Origin of the sequence: Pseudoalteromonas holothuriae (genome assembly GCF_945859825.1) — a bacterium.
GTDB lineage: Bacteria > Pseudomonadota > Gammaproteobacteria > Enterobacterales > Alteromonadaceae > Pseudoalteromonas > Pseudoalteromonas holothuriae.
Genome location: NZ_CAMAPC010000001.1, coordinates 200304 through 216494, shown reverse-complemented (window position 1 = coordinate 216494; position 16191 = coordinate 200304). Strand labels below are relative to the sequence as shown.

Genomic DNA, 16191 nt, shown 5'->3' with positions numbered 1-16191 from the left:
TTCCTTGTTATCGTAACGGTTACCTAACCCTGAGTATTAAACCATTGCAGTGATAGGCTAGTATCATTGTAATCTGGTTCTGAACCACCTTGGTCGTCAGTGGCAAATAATGTACCGCCACCATAGACAATGCCATTTAAGTCAAATTCGACCGTGCTCGCTGCAACCAAAGACGTTTGGCTACCACTATTTTTAAACTGAATTTGATACCCTGCTTGCATGGTAAACTTGCCATTTCCATTTGCGAATAAGTTAACGCTAGTGCCCTCCCCAGTGATAGGGAAAGTATGCGATTGACCATCAAAGGTGTGAAATGTGATTGGCATTCCTTGGGCATCAATAATTTGTACCTGCTGCGTAAATTGCGCTTGATGCGTAGCACAAAAAACAACGAGCTTACCTGCTGGAATTGCCAGTGTTTGTGGGGCTGACCAATTAGACATGTTAATTTCCTCTTCAACAATGCGATTGAATGAACATTGTGCTCATTTTGGTATCAATAAGCGTCTGTTGTTTGCTTATTGTATTTACAGGCACAGCGCTACACTTTTTATCACGCTGACTTCGCATGTATTCCTTTTGAAAACTTGCGCTACTGATAGTCATAAAGCACTGAGCGCATATCTCCAGATTTTTTAATTTGAATTAATGTTTGTTGCTGCCATGCATAAATGCCTTGGCAAGGATGAATAAATGGCTGTTTCAGTACATTGCTATAACCACCCATATATTGAAATACAATGAAATCCCCTGCCTGCACCCCGCCTTGCACATCGGTACATATCACATCTTTTTCTATGCAAGTGTTACCCACAATATCGAATACTTCATTCACATCATTTAATGGCCCATTATTGGGGCAGCGAATAATCTGGATGGGTAACGTCTCACCTTGCCATTTGTGATTCACGTTGTGATTACTGCCATTGATGAGGACCAGCGTTCGACCACCACACTTTTTCACCTCAAGTACGGGGGCTACAAACACCATACAATTTGCCACCAGCGCAGTACCTGGCTCAAGTAATAATAAGGGCGGTGTTGATGATTGTGATGGTGGATACTGTGTATTCATCACTGAGCAAATAACTTCAGCATATTGCTCAATACTCACCGTGCCATTTTCATATTGAGCAGCTAAAGAGGTAGGCATTTGTCCAAAAAATCCTCCGCCCACATTTATAAAGTTAGGGTAACGATGTTCAAAGAAGGTCCAACTGGCTTTCGCAAGCCCCTTAATACGCGACTCAAAAGAGCTCAGACTGCGCGATGAGTTAGAGTAATGGCTATGAAAACCAATTATGTCACAGTTTTTTACTGTATTTTGCCACTGCCTTAGCTTGTCGAAATTGGCTTCATCACTTTCAATTCCAAAGCGAGAATAACCGCCTTCAGCAATAGGGTAAGATAGACGAATACCGATTTTAAACTGACGTTCGCCATAACGCTCACAAATGCTTTTCACCATATCTAACAAATACCAAGCATCAACATTAAAGCAGGCACCATCTAACAATACGGCCTCAACAAACTGCAGGTTATGTACCGGGCCATTGACAATCACTTGAGATGGTGGGTAACCCACTTCTTTCGTGGCTATCTCATACTCCATTTGCGATACCACTTCAGCAAAACAACCCAGCTCTTTGAGGTGTTTGCAAAGTGCAGGGGTATAATTAGTTTTAAATGAATAGGCGACTTGGCAAGATTCATACAACGGTGTAAAACTAGTACGTAAGGTGTGATAGTTCAACGTCACTTTGTCTAAATCTAGCAAGTAAAACGCATTATCTTCAATCTTTGCAATATCTTGTAACTGTGAATAATTTAGTTGCTCTAGCCTATTTGGAGAACTTGAAAAATCAGCAACAGATATACCTGCATATTCCTTATACGACGTCATCGTTCGCCCCTTAAATTAAATACCTTTGTGTGGCTTGTTGCCATAACCCTTGTGCTTTAAGTAGTGCAACCAAAACTTCACGAACAGCACCGTGCCCACCATTTGCATTGGTTATCCAATGGGCAGCTTCTTTAGCTTCAGGGGTTGCATCTGCTGGACATACCGCCACACCAACCAAACGCATTACGGGAATATCCATTAAATCATCACCCATATACAAACATTGCTCTGCGCTCAGTTGATAGGTCTCTAACAATCGCGTAAATGCATTCAACTTTACAATTTCACCAAAGTAGCATGGCGCCATACCCAACTCGTCAGCATGCTCTGTATTCGCTGGGTCTGCACGACCAGAAATAATCCCAACAGGTAGCCCTTCCCTGATTGTCATACGTATCAGATGGTCATCTTGAGAGTGGAAAAATTTGACTCTTTGCTCAGCTTGGTACCCGACAAGCCCATTAGTCATAACTCCATCAACATCAAGTATGACCATCCGAATTTTCTTTGCATTTTCAATATTCATACAGCCTCTATTAACTATCTATGCTTGTCAGTTGCGCCTGAATTGACGGTGTACTTTGGTGTAACAATTCTTGGTAATTAGTCACAACCTCGCGCAAGTCTTTAGGTGTTTGTTTACGACTTTGCGCCATTAAAGGTAACTCACGCATAGCAAGAAACTGTAATATCGCCATTTGCTGCGACGCAGTCTTTAGTGCTTCATACTCAGCTTCACACCAAGTTTGTCCTGAGGCGCTCAATATGCTGCGAATATGTTGGTAGTAAGCATGATTAAAGGTTATATCTGACTCAAGGTGCTCAAGCTCCACCTTAACCTGACAACGTGTAGCAGGTGGTAAAGCACTATACTCTTCCCATACACCACTTTGCTGCGCTATCAACTTTGAAACATGCACCTTAAGCTGATTGTTACGCACTAAGAGTATTTTTTTTACCCGCTTATCTGATAACACTTGCTCAAATACCCGCTCGTTTTGACGATGTGTCATTTTAAAGCCGACAGCTTTGTGCTCTAAACTGCTTTGCCAAAGTCGCTTAAGACACTCTAAAGGTTGCTTATCTCGATGCTCCAAACTATCAGCCAAACGAAAATGGCTGCCTCGTAAAGGTAACGCGTAAAAAAGGCCATTTGGATTGTAAATTTCGTGATGACACAAAATATCAGGGTGAGAGTGCAGCATGCTAGCAAGCATATTACTGCCACTACGAGGCGCAGCTAAAATCACGAAACGAGCAGGGTTATCGCTACACATAAGCTGGCTCTAAAACTTTCTGTGTCATTGAGCGCAGACTATTAACAGTCACGAGCGATTTGGGGTCAACCAGATAAATAGCACCATCATAAGAGGCTGCAGCCAAATACTCACCATGGCGCACAACTGCACTAATACCATTTTTTGCAATCGTATTTCGTTGTATCTCGCCAGTACTAAGGTCGACTTTTAAAAGTTCCCCCCAGTAATTTGTGACAATGACAACCTCTGAGCTCAGAAATAACATACTCTTTGGCGAGCGTTGCCCTAAATGAATACAGTGGTATAGCTTGCCATCTTCAATGCCGTGCACCTTCAAAATAAAGTCGCGCCCCGCACTTGCAACAAATTGTCCACAAGGGTCTATCGCAACGTCATCAATAATGGCTGTATGCCCCAAATAACGCTGTAGAATATTACCTGCAAAATCCCAACTAACTAATGCCCCTTCAGCACAACAACTCACGCCTAGCGCCTTAGTTGGGTGAAGCGCTAAAGCTTTCACTGCATTATCATGAGCCGTAATTTTGTTAATTTGTCTACCATCACTGGCTAAGTGGGCAATTTTTCCACTATAGCAAGCCACGAATAAATCACCTTCATACCCCTCATGCTGTGCTGTCACAATAGTATTAATGGGCCCTTCATTTAAAGTGACACAGGCTTGCTCATGCAGCGCCTGCTGGGTACGTTCAAATAAATACAAGCTTTGATTATGTGCCCCCGTGATCACTTTTTGCATTTGCGGACAAAAGTGAACCGCATTCATCAAAACCCGCCCTGTTTGAGGAGCATACTGAATATGCCACTGTGCTTGGTCTATGCTCAGTGATCCAACTCGAACGATACCGTCATCGCTGACTGCCACAATTGACTCATCTCCTTTAGAGGAAATATCATTAAAGCAAGCATTGCCCCGTGCATGGTTTGCTCCTAGGTGGTGTGTGCATTTCCCTGTGTGTACATCCCAAACAAATACTGTGCCATCAAAGCTGCCTGCCAGCACACTCTGACCATCTGACGACCAATTAAAAGAGCGCTCCCATAGCGTGTTTTTACTTTCTAGTTGCTGACGCTGCGAAAAGTTTTGATTATCCCAAATCAAAATACGCTGATCATAAGCAGCCGATAGAATATCGCCATTAACGGGTGAAACCGCTACTTTTTTAATGGCAGAGCTATGACCCGCTAACTGGGCTACGAGTGCATGGGTAGTCAGATCAAAAACACGTACTAAGCCGTCATCACAGCCAAGCACTAATCGGTGATTTAATTCATCAATCGCACAGCTGTCAGTTTCCGTAGTAAATGGGCCTATCTTGGCAAGTTGATCACCCGTTTCAATATCCCATACACGCAATGTCATATCATCTCCAGATGTATACAACTTGCCGTCAAAATAATTAATAGACAGCACATCTTTTTGATGCCCCAAGATGACGCGCTGTATGGCACCTGTCTGTAAATCCCAAACAATAATTCGCCAATCTCTAGACACTGAAGCACCTAAGTGCTCATCAATAAAAACAAAATCTTCTACATCATCTGAATGGCCTTTAAGTACCATTTTTAAGCTTTTATCTTTTAAGTTCCATAAATACACGTTGTAATCAGATGAGGTGCTTGCTGCGATAGTGCCTGTTTTATTGACTGTGACTCGATTTACTAAATGTTCGTGGTAGCCTAGTAGCTCAACTTCCTCAGTATCTATATCAAACAAAGCCACGGCACTGTCGTACCCTGAAGTAATAATTTTACTACTGTCGCCCACTTGAACAGCGCAAGTAACTGGACCACGATGATGTAAAAAAGTATCAGACACTTTCATAACGCATTCCTTTTCTAAAATTGAATATCTAAGCAAGACAATTGCTGGGGGTTAAGCTCACCCCCTGTTTGTTTTTGAAATAACCGGCTATAAGCTAATGCCGTTAACCCATTTACAGCACAGTTATGATGGTCAGCTCCATTAACTCGGCACTCGCCTGCAGCAGTTGCCAAAGCATTCACCCAGTCGCCGTAAATGCAGTGGCGTTGTTCAGCACTAAAGTGCCAATGGCTATAAATAGTAAAGAAAGCGTTACTCCACCAAATGTAACTATTGCCCGATATTTTGATTTCATCGAAAAGTGCCTGTTTATTTTGCAATAGATCCACATGTATAAAACGATGCTCTAGCGCGCTAAACTTTTGCCACATTTTTTTGAAATTATCGGCTCCGCCCCAGCGGGTTAGCTCTGCTTGCCAAAGCCGCTCAAGATCCTGCCAGTCAATATTAGTTGTATTGGTGTTGTGCCATAGTTGATAAAAGGTGTGGGGTTCTGGAAACTGTTGAAATACCTGTTTAACAAATGTTGTAAAGTCTTCACCATTCCAGTGCTCAACAATATATTGACGCACAGCTAAAGCCTGTTTGCTGTAATCAAATAACACAACTTTACTACTTGCGTGAAAACCATGCGCAGCTAAAATACGATAGGCTTTAAAACCTGCTGCTACACTAAATACCGTATCAAGCGGTTGCCCTTTGACTTCATTATCAACGTCATCATATGATTCAATATTTAATAAAAACACGCCTTTTTTTGCGCTTTGGATTTGCTTTTGAGCACGATTTAAAAATGTTTGCTGTGTTGCGGCTAAATTAGGCTCACCTGTAAAAGCGGTATTGATGTTACGCAAACGCGCTGCAAAAGCTTGATTACTCTGCGATACATTTAGATCGAAGCGATTGTAATTGATGTCTTCTGAGAACGCTCTAACAACAAGTTGATGTTGGTAACTACTCAGAAGAAATTGCCACCCTCGAATGTCACAAGGCTTAGTTTTTTTCTGCCATAGAGTCTGTACACTCATCGACTGCGCAGGGCTTGCACAGAGTACCTCCCTTGGTTGCCAATCAATCTCACCAAACGAAGGCTGGCCCAACTTTTTATATTGAGATAAGTTAATCAGTATACAGCTTGTTTCAATGCCCAACGTATTGTTTTCTGAACAATACAGCTGCCCTGCAATCAAAAAGTCATTGTAATCACACAGTTTTTGTATACTTTGATGGAAACCTTGACGATGCCAGTGTGGTAAATACCACTGCTCATCTATCACATGTCCTACTGACTGAATAAGGCAATACTGTGCGTTTTTGGCTATTGCCATAATCAGTAGCTGCTCTATATCCGACGCCTCAACTATCTCTTCGCGATAGCCATAGCGTGAAAACGCGATTGTGAACTCTCTGAGTTTCGTTTGAAATTCATCTAGCTGTTCACCATCGGGGGTCAACAAACCAAAAATGAGCTTACTCATATGCAAGCTCCTGTACGGCTTTTATTTCACAGCTTAATTTAGGTTGGGTAACACTTAGCAAAATACCATCACCAAAAGCTTGCGCTTCTATTTGGTCGGGATAAATACCTTTTAATACCTCTGTGGCAATATTTACAGCAAGACAAATCGACGTTGTTCTGACATAAATAGTAATAAGATCAAATAGTCGTTGCTCTATAAACGATTGAATTAACGTCACCCCACCTTCAACTAACATACTACTGACTTTATTATTGCGAAGTTGCGCCAATGGCAACGCTAACTGGTAGCTGTCAGCATTTATTTGTGTCAAATGCTTCGCAGTCACATTACTTGATTGACCCACTAAAAAAGTCGAGCGCTGTATGTTTGCTTGATCTATATTGAGCCCTCTTAATAGAGCCGATTTTTTACCCGAGAAAATAACTCTATCAGGCTGACGCAGAGGCTTTCGGCCAAGCACTTCCTCTCGTACTGTCAACTTTGGATTATCGTTAAGCCACGTATTTGCACCAACGGCTATCGCATCATATTTTTGTCTCAGTTCATGTACGCGTTGCCAATCAGCACTACAAGATACAGGCAACGCATCGCCATTAGAGCAGCTAGTATTAGCATTGCCATCAATCGCAAAATTAATATGTACAAAAGGTCTATCGTTTGCGACTATTTCACAATCTTGAGGCTGTAAATGATAATCACCCAGCATATGTCCCATTTGACGTCGCTTGGTATCTAAATAACTAATCGCGTGTGACGTTGGATCACTGGGTACTGGCACCCTGCCTGACACTTTAACCCCAAGCTCCTCTAGTTGTTTGATCTTGACAGGGTTATTAGTCAAAAGGCGAACTGACGATAACTTATGCAACTGCAATATCTGCGCTGCATCGTCATAAGTTCTGGCGTCAATTGGTAAGTTAAGTAAGGTGTTTGCTTCTATCGTATCATAGCCCTGCTCTTGCAATGCATAGGCTTTGATCTTGTTACTTAGCCCTATTCCTCGGCCCTCCTGAGGTAGGTAAATAACCATGCCTTGATGGCGCTCTATGTAAGCAAGCGCAAAGTCTAACTGCTGCTTACAATCACACTTCAACGACCCCAATGTCTCAGCAGTAAAACATGCAGAGTGCATTCTAACGGGTAAATCACGACGACCTTCCAACTCACCTTTGCATATTGCAGTAATCTCTTCGCCTTTATCGTTACGATAAATCTTTACATCAAACGAGCCTAATTGAGTTGGTAACGTCGTGCTAGCAGTTAAAATCATAACGCTTACTCCTTTAATCTACCCATCAGCAACTTGCACACAGCCGCGGGGTGCTCTGACAGTCCCCACACTTAAATTAGGATTGCGAAACACTTTTTTAACAATGAACTTTGACTTTAGTTCAAAGTAATAGAAAATAAATTACAGCCGCTTACAGGGCGCGATGACACTTGTATTAATGGCATTGTGTAAGGAGTTTTAGATAATGGGCTTACACCCTATTTAGTTACATTTTTAAATAAAAATCTTTGCATAGTGCAATATACTCAGGGCTATAATTGCGCGTATGTTGATAAATACACAATGACTGTACTTGAGGGCTTTGTGGCTTACAAAAACCCAATTCCATTAGGCTACGAGTCGGTGCTTTTTCAGAGGTGCTAGATACTAAACCATGGCGTAATAAGAAAAGTTGAGCCGACTTGGCCATAGCAACAAACTGCTCTGCCTCTTTACATGGCAAGATAAACACTAATCTAGACGTACGGTGACTGACTTTTATAAAAGCCTCAAGCAGTGCTTGAAAGCTCAAGCTATCGGTATGACGTGCAATATTTCTTGACTGATTTTGTCCCTTTAAGCTGTCATTGAAGTAAGGAGGGTTACATATCACTAAATCGTATTTAATGGTTGCACAGAAAGATTTAATATCAGTGTGATGTAATTGCACATCAGGCCAAGGGCTTTGTGCAATATTATTGCGCGCATCAGATATAGCGCCGCTATCAATTTCAACGGCATCTACATAGAGGTTTGGTTTACGCTGCTTACACATCAAAGACAGCAATCCGGTCCCACACCCGATATCTAAAACATGCTTGGTTTCTTGCAAATTTACCCAAGCTCCAAGCAATATGCCATCGGTTGAAACCTTCATTGCGGTGTTCAATTGTTGTACCTTAAATTGTTTAAATTCAAACCCAGACATGATTCACCTTTTCCAAAATAGACATCGCGCGTATAATTGCGTTCATTGTCCTTTATTTATGATGCGCTATGCAATTTTCTGAATTTGATCTCGATGGCAAAGTTTTGGCCGCCATTGACAAAATGGGCTACGAAACAGCCACCAGCATTCAACAACTCGCAATACCTGAAGCACTAAGAGGCCGTGACATTTTAGCTTCAGCGCCAACAGGAACGGGTAAAACAGCCGCCTTCTTGATCCCCGCAGTTCAGTACTTGCTTGACTTTCCGCGCAGAGATCCTGGTTTTGCGCGTGTCCTTATCATGACACCTACTCGAGAGCTTGCTTATCAAATACATGAGCAATGTCAGCTTCTCGCGACTAACACGCACTTGCGTATCGGGGTGGTAACGGGTGGGATCAATTATGGTAGCCACAAAGAAATCTTTGAAAAAAATAATGATATTCTGATAGCTACCCCTGGTCGACTAATGGAATATCTAGAAACTGAAAACTTCCATGCCGAGAATGTTGAGCTGCTTATTTTAGATGAAGCCGACAGAATGCTGGATTTAGGCTTTAAAAAAGAAATGCTACGCATTTGTGATGAAGCTAAAAATCGCCGTCAATGCTTTTTATTTTCGGCCACGCTAGAGGGCGACAGTGTAGAGCTATTTGCAGAGCGGATCCTAACTGATCCTGCCCTACTTGAGGCAGAATCATCACGTAAAGAAAAAGCGAAAATTCACCAATGGGTGCATTTAGCTGACGATTACAAGCATAAACTTGCAATGCTTACGCACCTTCTTAAAAATGATGAAGAAGTACACAAAGCCATCGTGTTTGTCAAAACCCGTGAGCGACTAGAACAACTTGTTGGTGAGCTCTATACCAATGACATCAAAACCACTTGGCTACGTGGCGAAATGCCTCAAGATAAACGTATGTCAGCTATGGCAAGCTTTCACAGTGGTAAAACACGTATTTTAATAGCGACAGATGTTGCTGCAAGAGGAATTGATGTACCTGACATCACCCATGTGATTAACTTTGATATGCCACGTACAGCTGATGTTTATGTTCATCGAATAGGTCGTACAGGGAGGGCGGGTAAAAAAGGCACCGCTATTTCATTAGTTGAAGCTCACGATGCCGCTATTTTGAAAAAAGTAGAGCGCTATACTGAACAAGGCTTAAAGCGACGTATTATCAAAGGAGTCGAGCCTCAACATAAAGAAGCCAAGCTGCCTAAGAAAAAGAAAGATCCGGTAAAAATCAAGGCCAAGAAAAAATTAAAGGCTAAGCAAAAGAAAAAGAAGTAACTTCGGCTACTTTAGATTGTACGCTCTTTAGAGACTGCCCATTGTTGGCGGTCTCTACAATGCTTTGCCAATATCCTTTTGCTACTGGCGATTACGCCTATCACTCCTTATTCAATATTATCCATATTCATTGTACTCAAATACCATCTGTGCTCACAACTTGCTCTATAAACGATATCAGCTGTGGCGGTAGTTTACGATAGGCTAATACTATCGACCGTGATATAGGCGTATCCAAAGCAATAGGAATAGTAGCCAGCTCATCATCCTTTGGAATATAAGACTGAGGAATAACAGCTACTCCAAAACCTAACTTCACCAAACCTTGCAATTGAAGGTCGTGAATCGCTTTTCCTTTGTACGTAATAAGCATGTTATTAACATGGATCAGGCGTTCAAACTCTTTTCGATTAGTGCAGTATGGCCTTTCAATAAATGTAAGTGATTTAAAATCATTGAGCGTGACCCTTTTATTTTTTGCAAGTTTATGGTCATGTCGAACCAACAGTTGATAACACTCTTGATTAAGCTGAATACTATTAAATTGTGTTGGTAAACGTTGTTCATCAATGATTGCTAATTGCGATTGCTCAACAGAGCTTGCAATCGAAAGACTAATATTATTATCCACTTGCTGGATAGACAGAATGATATTTGCGTAATGTTCAATATTAATATCCGGCTGCACATAGAGATAAAGTTCAGTTTTGTTGCTAGGTACAAACGCCGCGTGGAGTTGTTGATTTTGTAATAGTAAATCGCACGCTAGTGTATAAAGCATATGCCCTTGCTTTGTTGCTTTAATACCTTGCTTAGTACGTTCAAATAATATGACACCTAAAGTCGTTTCCAGCGCTTTTATTGCATGTGTAATAGATGGCTGAGCGATAAAGCAACGTGATGCTGCTGCCGTTATTGAGCCTTCTTCATAAGCGGCAACAAAATAGCGTAGTGGCTTTATTTCTATCATATAATTTATCTATACCTTGAAAATATAAACAATATTATACCTATGGATACGTAATTGCTAATTTAACCTCAAGTTTGAATAAGGGTTTTGAAATAGAAAATACCTTATAACTCACATTATTGAACTTATCCTAATCCGCTTAAATAAGTGATCTATTTTGAGACCATGAAACTTTATCGATAGCCTGGCAGGTATTTCGCTATGCTTTTGTTATAAGAGATAAATGTATAACGCAGCTAGTGTTAGATTTAGTTCCTAAAAATGATTAAGTATTATTGCAGGTTGGTGTTAAGGGTTCATTTTTAGCTAACCAAATAAGAGAGAAAATCTATGTATGAGCGAAATAGTGCAATTGCAATTCACCAGTTATTAAACCGATTTGAGCAAGGGGATATGACACTACTTGAATTTATTGCAGAAGATATTGATTTGAGAATTGATCATTATAAAGATGATGCCGATACATGCTGGCAACAGTGTAAAAATAAAGCTGATTTTATAACGCTACTGACCCGATTAGGTCAGGATATCTTTCCCAAAGGCACCACTATAAAATCATTAAATTCTCAACCGTTAGGGCCGGGTTGGTATTGCACAACATTTTGTCAATCATTCTGGTATGGTTTAGCTCAAAAAGACGTTGATAGCCAAACCTATATTATTTCTCACGAATCAAACGGTCAAATTGATTACTTTCGCGAACATGTCAGCACATTGGTTTATTCATGATGACAAACATAAACCTTTCACCGTGAATTAATAAAGTGAGTATTCACCATGTAATTATGATTCAACTATATCCATTGTTGTTGTTCTTGTGAAACAGTTAGTTCGCTATCCACTTCGCCGGTATGTGCGGTAGAGGCAGGCTCCACCATCAGAAAATGGGTATCAGGTGTGGCTTTTGGGCAATGCTCAACACCTTTAGGCACAACGTACATTTCACCGGGGTTGAGTACAATATTTTCTGTTTTTAATTGCAAAGTTAATTGCCCTTTAAACACGATAAATAGCTCGTCTTCATTATCGTGTTTATGCCAAACAAGCTCCCCATCTCCTTTGGCTATTTTCACTAATTGATGGTTTGATTCTGCAATAACTTTTGGTGTCCAGTACTCATCGAACTGTGAAAACTTATCTGCCAGATTAATTTTTTCCATGGGCTTTCCTCTTAGGCTGTTAGCTGGACCCATAATTACACCACCCACACTGAAAGTAAACCTTCATATCCTTAAATGTCATGAAGTAAGATAAGTCAAAAAGCTTGCAGTGAAATGGGTAAAATGAATAGTAAGAGGGAGTAAGTAGCCCAACAATGAGCTACTTTGTATTAGCTGTATAACTTCTCTGGCACACGATTAACTTTAATATGTACCGTCACTTCTTCTCTGTCGTGATACAAGTGCTTGGCTTGTAGCTCATAGTCCACTTCATATTTAGTCAACTGTTCATGAATGAGCGTTAAGCACTCATACACACTATCAAAACGCTTTTTCATTGGCAATTTTAGGTTAAATATTAATTCTTTAGCAAAAGCATTGACTATCCAATCAAGCATTAAGTTAGTAACCTTCAAAGGTTTTTCAACCATGTCGCACACTAACCAATTAACATTGCGTTTTTCTGGCAAGTATTTAAAACCATCTTCTGTGTAGTGCTTTACTTGCCCTGATTCCATGAGTGCATCATTCATCGGGCCGTTATCAATAGCAGCAACGAACATACCACGGCGCACTAATTGATAAGTCCAACCTCCAGGGCACGCGCCTAAATCGACCGCTCTCATTCCTGATTGCACACGCTGCTCAGCTTGCTCTTTTGGTACGAATACGTTAAACGCTTCATCCAATTTTAAAGTGGAACGACTCGGAGCATCACTGGGCATTCTTAAACGCGGGATCCCCATAAAAAACGGTGAGTTATTGCTACTCAATGAATACCCAACATAAGCCGTATCATTGGCTAAAAACAGCACATGTAACACAGGTTTTGCTGGCTTATAGTCTCTTGTCAGCTTATTGTGCTTCTCTAAACTTTTTGCCAATGGAGTAGAGAACTTTTTGCAAAACTTTGAAAGCTCCTTTCCCTCGTTGGTATCCGGAGTTTCGACTCGTAAATCACCACAAAGTGGAAAGTCATCAACCTGCGTTTTAACCGCACTGACTCGATCCTCAATATCCATATCATTAAGCAATGTGCCAGCAAACCACTGGCGAGCAAATACCAAGCTTTTAAAATTAATTTTTTTTATCAACAACTCGGCGTCATTTGGTGCAAAGCACTCAAATGTGACAAAACCGGTATTTGGTTTAGCCTTTACATAACCCGCAACTCCTTGCAAAGCAGCATGGTGGTTAATTTCCGCAGCAGCATCATTTTCAAACCCACTACGACAATAAATTACAACACTCGACATTTGAGCTCTCTTTTAAAATGAATGTTTGCTTATTTTGACTATCAAAACAAGCCACGCGGCAATAAAGCATACTCCTCCAATCGGAGTAATTGCCCCTAACCATTTAATACCGGTTATCGCTAATATGTATAAACTGCCGCTAAAAAGCAGTATGCCAACTATTAACAACCAGCCAGATATACTGACTTTAACACCCCATTTCATTAATAGCGCAACTGCAATCAACGCAAGGCCATGGGTCATTTGATACTCACTGGCGGTTTTAAAAATTCCCAATGCATATTCATCAAAGTGACGTTTTAAGCCGTGAGCTGCAAATGCGCCAAGAGCAACAGATAGCATACAAAATATACTTCCTGCGAGTAAAAATAGCTTAATCATGACTATACTCCTGCATAAACTGGGCGGCGTGTTTTGCTGCTTCAAGTAAATGTTCAGCTTCACGGTAACCACTTTTCTTACGTGGCTTAAGTGAGTGATCACCATCTGCAAACCATACAAAATCAGGTGTTTTATTGAATTGCATTGCTAACAACTCCGCTTTTGTTCCAAACGTATCACGCTCGCCTTGAAGCACTAAAAATGGACAAGGCATATCGACAAAATGTTCAGTCCGCAGCTTGAGTGGTTTACCCGGAGGATGAAATGGGTAACCCATTGCAATCACTCCTTTAACAGAGTCAAATCCTTGTGTAACTAACATTGAGGCCATTCTTCCCCCCATTGACTTACCACCAATAAATAATGGTAACTGTTTGTCAGCTTGCGCTAGTTGCTTGGCAAAATAAGCTAGCAACTTTGGGGCTCGTTCAGGTGGGCGACGCTTACCAAATGCTTTGGCTTGTTGCATATATTCAAAATCAAACAGCCCGACTTGAATGTTTAAATCACATAAATGTTGCGCCATTGTTTGCATAAAAGGCGAATCACAACCTGCTCCGGCTCCATGGGCGAAAATTAATTGGGCAATCGGTTGATTTGGTCTAAACCAGTGTATTGACATTACAGTTGCTCTTGCTCAACAAGACTGAGCATCCAGTCTCTAAATGAAACAATTTTACCTAATTCTGATTGCGCCTCGCGCAATACTAAGTAGTAGGCATTCTTACTCTCAAGCACATGATTGAATGGAATAATTAAACGCCCGGAGTCTAAATCAGGTTTAGCCAATACACTATTGCCTAACGCAACACCTTGACCATGTACAGCAGCTTGTAAAACCATTGAAGAGTGACTAAAAATTGGCCCTTGATTAACCTGAATATTACGTACGCCAGCGGTTTTCATCCACGCTTTCCATGCACGTCGAGTTGTATCATGAAGCAACGTATGCTGTGACAAATCACTTGGTTGATCTAGCGGCTTTGGACCATTAAGTAATAGTGGGCTACATAAAGGCACTAGGTATTCGGTATGAAGCTTATGGGTTTGCACACCACTCCAGTGTCCACGTCCATAATATATTGCCACATCAACATCATCTGTTAATGAATTTTCATCATGGTCTTGTGCTTTAATTCGCACATCGATTTCTGGGTGTAGTTCGTTAAATAAACTAAGCCGAGGAACTAACCACTGAATCGCGAAACTCGGTGTTAAGCTGACCGTTAAAGACCCTTTAGCACCACGAGCCAGTAGTTTTTCAGTAGCATCTACAAGCTGCGTGAATATTTCTTTGATGTCCAGAAAATAGCCTTGCCCTTCTTCTGTAAGCAACAAAGAACGGTTTTTACGTAAAAACAATTTAAGGCCCAAATGCTCTTCTAGAATCTTAATTTGATGGCTCACTGCAGCTTGAGTTACATATAACTCTTCTGCTGCTTTGGTAAAACTTAAATGTCGAGCTGCGGCTTCAAACGCTTTAAGTGCATTTAAGGGGGGGAATCTTCTGGACATAGCTAAAGAGCCTTACAAATTTAGCAAGTGCACATTAATATGCGCTTGCTGTTTTGCTTATAAATCTGCCGCGCTAGTATCAAGCTCAGAAAAGCTTTTTACTAGCTCATCAACTGCTTTCATTTGCTGTAAATACCCTTCTAATTTCGCCAATGGCAAAGCACAAGGGCCATCACATTTTGCTTCATTCGGATTAGGGTGTGCCTCAATAAATAATCCCGCTAAACCCAGTGCCATACCACTACGTGAAAGCTCTGCAGCCTGAGCACGACGTCCATCAGCTGAATCACTACGGCCACCCGGTCGTTGTAATGCATGGGTTGCATCAAAAATAACTGGGGCCATATGCTTCATGTCATCCATACCAAGCATATCAACGACTAAGTTATTGTAACCAAAGCTACTGCCACGTTCACATAAAATTACTTCCTCGTTACCAGCTTCATTAATTTTTTTCACAATGTGGCGCATTTCATGCGGTGCTAAAAACTGTGGCTTTTTAACGTTGATCACCGCACCTGTTTTTGCCATAGCAACGACCAAATCTGTCTGTCGTGCTAAAAATGCTGGCAACTGAATAATATCAACTATTTCGGCAACTGGCTGTGCTTGATGTGGTTCATGCACGTCGGTGATTAATGGCACATTAAAGGTTTTCTTAATTTCCTCAAATATTTTCAAGCCCTCGTCCATACCCGGACCACGATATGAATTAATCGACGAACGATTCGCTTTATCAAAAGATGCTTTAAAAACATAAGGAATATTTAGTTTTTGTGTAACTTCAACATAGTGTTCTGCAATACGCATTGCCAAATCACGAGATTCTAGAACGTTCATTCCACCAAATAGTGTAAATGGCTTATCATTTGCAATTTCAATGTTAGCCAAACTAATCGTTTGTGTGTTCATATTTTTTCC

General features: G+C 41.0%; 17 protein-coding genes. 2 read left to right on the top strand and 15 right to left on the bottom strand.

Annotated features, from left to right (window positions below):
* Nucleotides 1-23: 23 nt before the first annotated feature.
* The 8 genes from OCI93_RS00965 to OCI93_RS00930 form a co-directional block, all read right to left on the bottom strand.
* Nucleotides 24-443 (bottom strand): hypothetical protein, encoded by a 420-nt coding sequence (locus OCI93_RS00965; protein ID WP_261595109.1) that lies wholly within the window; start codon nt 441-443, stop codon nt 24-26.
* A 149-nt stretch (nt 444-592) separates the two neighbouring features.
* Nucleotides 593-1903, bottom strand: coding sequence for a type III PLP-dependent enzyme domain-containing protein (locus tag OCI93_RS00960; protein ID WP_261625575.1), 1311 nt, complete (start codon nt 1901-1903; stop codon nt 593-595).
* 10 nt (nt 1904-1913) lie between these two features.
* A complete protein-coding gene (locus OCI93_RS00955; protein ID WP_261595111.1) occupies nt 1914-2429 on the bottom strand; it encodes a KdsC family phosphatase in 516 nt (171 codons plus the stop codon).
* Nucleotides 2430-2439: 10 nt separating this feature from the next.
* Nucleotides 2440-3180: a sulfotransferase gene (locus OCI93_RS00950; RefSeq protein WP_261625574.1), complete on the bottom strand. Its 741-nt coding sequence runs from the start codon at nt 3178-3180 to the stop codon at nt 2440-2442.
* Complete coding sequence (locus OCI93_RS00945) at nt 3173-5008, bottom strand: WD40 repeat domain-containing protein (protein WP_261625573.1); 1836 nt, start codon at nt 5006-5008, stop codon at nt 3173-3175. The genes OCI93_RS00950 and OCI93_RS00945 overlap by 8 nt, the downstream gene beginning before the upstream one ends.
* 14 nt (nt 5009-5022) lie before the next feature.
* Nucleotides 5023-6486: a hypothetical protein gene (locus OCI93_RS00940; RefSeq protein ID WP_261625572.1), complete on the bottom strand. Its 1464-nt coding sequence runs from the start codon at nt 6484-6486 to the stop codon at nt 5023-5025.
* Complete coding sequence (ribA, locus tag OCI93_RS00935) at nt 6479-7759, bottom strand: GTP cyclohydrolase II RibA (RefSeq protein WP_261625571.1); 1281 nt, start codon at nt 7757-7759, stop codon at nt 6479-6481. Before ribA ends, OCI93_RS00940 begins: the two co-directional genes overlap by 8 nt.
* A 226-nt stretch (nt 7760-7985) precedes the next feature.
* Entirely contained in the window at nt 7986-8687 is a 702-nt protein-coding gene (locus OCI93_RS00930) for a tRNA1(Val) (adenine(37)-N6)-methyltransferase (protein WP_261625570.1), read from the bottom strand.
* Nucleotides 8688-8755: 68 nt separating this feature from the next.
* Here OCI93_RS00930 and srmB point away from each other — a divergent pair, with 68 nt between their 5' ends.
* Nucleotides 8756-9988 (top strand): ATP-dependent RNA helicase SrmB, encoded by a 1233-nt coding sequence (srmB, locus tag OCI93_RS00925; protein WP_261595117.1) that lies wholly within the window; start codon nt 8756-8758, stop codon nt 9986-9988.
* 136 nt (nt 9989-10124) lie between these two features.
* Here srmB and OCI93_RS00920 read toward each other — a convergent pair whose 3' ends face one another.
* Nucleotides 10125-10958 carry a LysR family transcriptional regulator gene (locus OCI93_RS00920; RefSeq protein ID WP_261625569.1) on the bottom strand — a complete coding sequence of 278 codons (834 nt, stop codon included), beginning with the start codon at nt 10956-10958 and terminating at the stop codon, nt 10125-10127.
* Nucleotides 10959-11288: 330 nt separating this feature from the next.
* On the opposite strand from OCI93_RS00920, the gene OCI93_RS00915 reads away from it, so the two are divergent.
* Nucleotides 11289-11687, top strand: a complete 399-nt coding sequence (locus OCI93_RS00915) for a hypothetical protein (protein ID WP_261625568.1) — start codon at nt 11289-11291, stop codon at nt 11685-11687.
* A 65-nt stretch (nt 11688-11752) separates the two neighbouring features.
* Here the strand turns inward: OCI93_RS00915 and OCI93_RS00910 are convergent, their stop codons facing one another.
* From OCI93_RS00910 to kdsA, 6 genes are all read right to left on the bottom strand, one after another.
* Complete coding sequence (locus tag OCI93_RS00910; protein ID WP_261625567.1) at nt 11753-12118, bottom strand: cupin domain-containing protein; 366 nt, start codon at nt 12116-12118, stop codon at nt 11753-11755.
* A gap of 170 nt (nt 12119-12288) precedes the next feature.
* Entirely contained in the window at nt 12289-13374 is a 1086-nt protein-coding gene (gene rlmM, locus OCI93_RS00905) for a 23S rRNA (cytidine(2498)-2'-O)-methyltransferase RlmM (protein WP_261625566.1), read from the bottom strand.
* 12 nt (nt 13375-13386) lie between these two features.
* Entirely contained in the window at nt 13387-13755 is a 369-nt protein-coding gene (locus OCI93_RS00900) for a DUF423 domain-containing protein (protein WP_261595122.1), read from the bottom strand.
* The gene (locus tag OCI93_RS00895; RefSeq protein ID WP_261625565.1) at nt 13748-14377 is read right to left on the bottom strand and encodes an alpha/beta family hydrolase; all 630 of its coding nucleotides are present in this window, start codon (nt 14375-14377) and stop codon (nt 13748-13750) included. The genes OCI93_RS00900 and OCI93_RS00895 overlap by 8 nt, the downstream gene beginning before the upstream one ends.
* Nucleotides 14377-15270, bottom strand: a complete 894-nt coding sequence (locus tag OCI93_RS00890) for a transcriptional regulator GcvA (RefSeq protein WP_261595124.1) — start codon at nt 15268-15270, stop codon at nt 14377-14379. The genes OCI93_RS00895 and OCI93_RS00890 overlap by 1 nt, the downstream gene beginning before the upstream one ends.
* 57 nt (nt 15271-15327) lie before the next feature.
* A complete protein-coding gene (gene kdsA, locus OCI93_RS00885) occupies nt 15328-16182 on the bottom strand; it encodes a 3-deoxy-8-phosphooctulonate synthase (protein ID WP_261595125.1) in 855 nt (284 codons plus the stop codon).
* Nucleotides 16183-16191: the final 9 nt, after the last annotated feature.

What these genes read in the sequence shown, in the direction of transcription:
- OCI93_RS00910 (WP_261625567.1), bottom strand. Translation starts at nt 12,118, where the DNA reads ATGGAAAAAATTAATCTGGCAGATAAGTTTTCACAGTTCGATGAGTAC.
- OCI93_RS00945 (WP_261625573.1), bottom strand. Translation starts at nt 5,008, where the DNA reads ATGAAAGTGTCTGATACTTTTTTACATCATCGTGGTCCAGTTACTTGC.
- OCI93_RS00890 (WP_261595124.1), bottom strand. Translation starts at nt 15,270, where the DNA reads ATGTCCAGAAGATTCCCCCCCTTAAATGCACTTAAAGCGTTTGAAGCC.
- OCI93_RS00900 (WP_261595122.1), bottom strand. Translation starts at nt 13,755, where the DNA reads ATGATTAAGCTATTTTTACTCGCAGGAAGTATATTTTGTATGCTATCT.
- OCI93_RS00915 (WP_261625568.1), top strand. Translation starts at nt 11,289, where the DNA reads ATGTATGAGCGAAATAGTGCAATTGCAATTCACCAGTTATTAAACCGA.
- OCI93_RS00930 (WP_261625570.1), bottom strand. Translation starts at nt 8,687, where the DNA reads ATGTCTGGGTTTGAATTTAAACAATTTAAGGTACAACAATTGAACACC.
- ribA (WP_261625571.1), bottom strand. Translation starts at nt 7,759, where the DNA reads ATGATTTTAACTGCTAGCACGACGTTACCAACTCAATTAGGCTCGTTT.
- OCI93_RS00920 (WP_261625569.1), bottom strand. Translation starts at nt 10,958, where the DNA reads ATGATAGAAATAAAGCCACTACGCTATTTTGTTGCCGCTTATGAAGAA.
- kdsA (WP_261595125.1), bottom strand. Translation starts at nt 16,182, where the DNA reads ATGAACACACAAACGATTAGTTTGGCTAACATTGAAATTGCAAATGAT.
- OCI93_RS00940 (WP_261625572.1), bottom strand. Translation starts at nt 6,486, where the DNA reads ATGAGTAAGCTCATTTTTGGTTTGTTGACCCCCGATGGTGAACAGCTA.
- OCI93_RS00965 (WP_261595109.1), bottom strand. Translation starts at nt 443, where the DNA reads ATGTCTAATTGGTCAGCCCCACAAACACTGGCAATTCCAGCAGGTAAG.
- srmB (WP_261595117.1), top strand. Translation starts at nt 8,756, where the DNA reads ATGCAATTTTCTGAATTTGATCTCGATGGCAAAGTTTTGGCCGCCATT.
- OCI93_RS00955 (WP_261595111.1), bottom strand. Translation starts at nt 2,429, where the DNA reads ATGAATATTGAAAATGCAAAGAAAATTCGGATGGTCATACTTGATGTT.
- OCI93_RS00895 (WP_261625565.1), bottom strand. Translation starts at nt 14,377, where the DNA reads ATGTCAATACACTGGTTTAGACCAAATCAACCGATTGCCCAATTAATT.
- rlmM (WP_261625566.1), bottom strand. Translation starts at nt 13,374, where the DNA reads ATGTCGAGTGTTGTAATTTATTGTCGTAGTGGGTTTGAAAATGATGCT.
- OCI93_RS00960 (WP_261625575.1), bottom strand. Translation starts at nt 1,903, where the DNA reads ATGACGTCGTATAAGGAATATGCAGGTATATCTGTTGCTGATTTTTCA.
- OCI93_RS00950 (WP_261625574.1), bottom strand. Translation starts at nt 3,180, where the DNA reads ATGTGTAGCGATAACCCTGCTCGTTTCGTGATTTTAGCTGCGCCTCGT.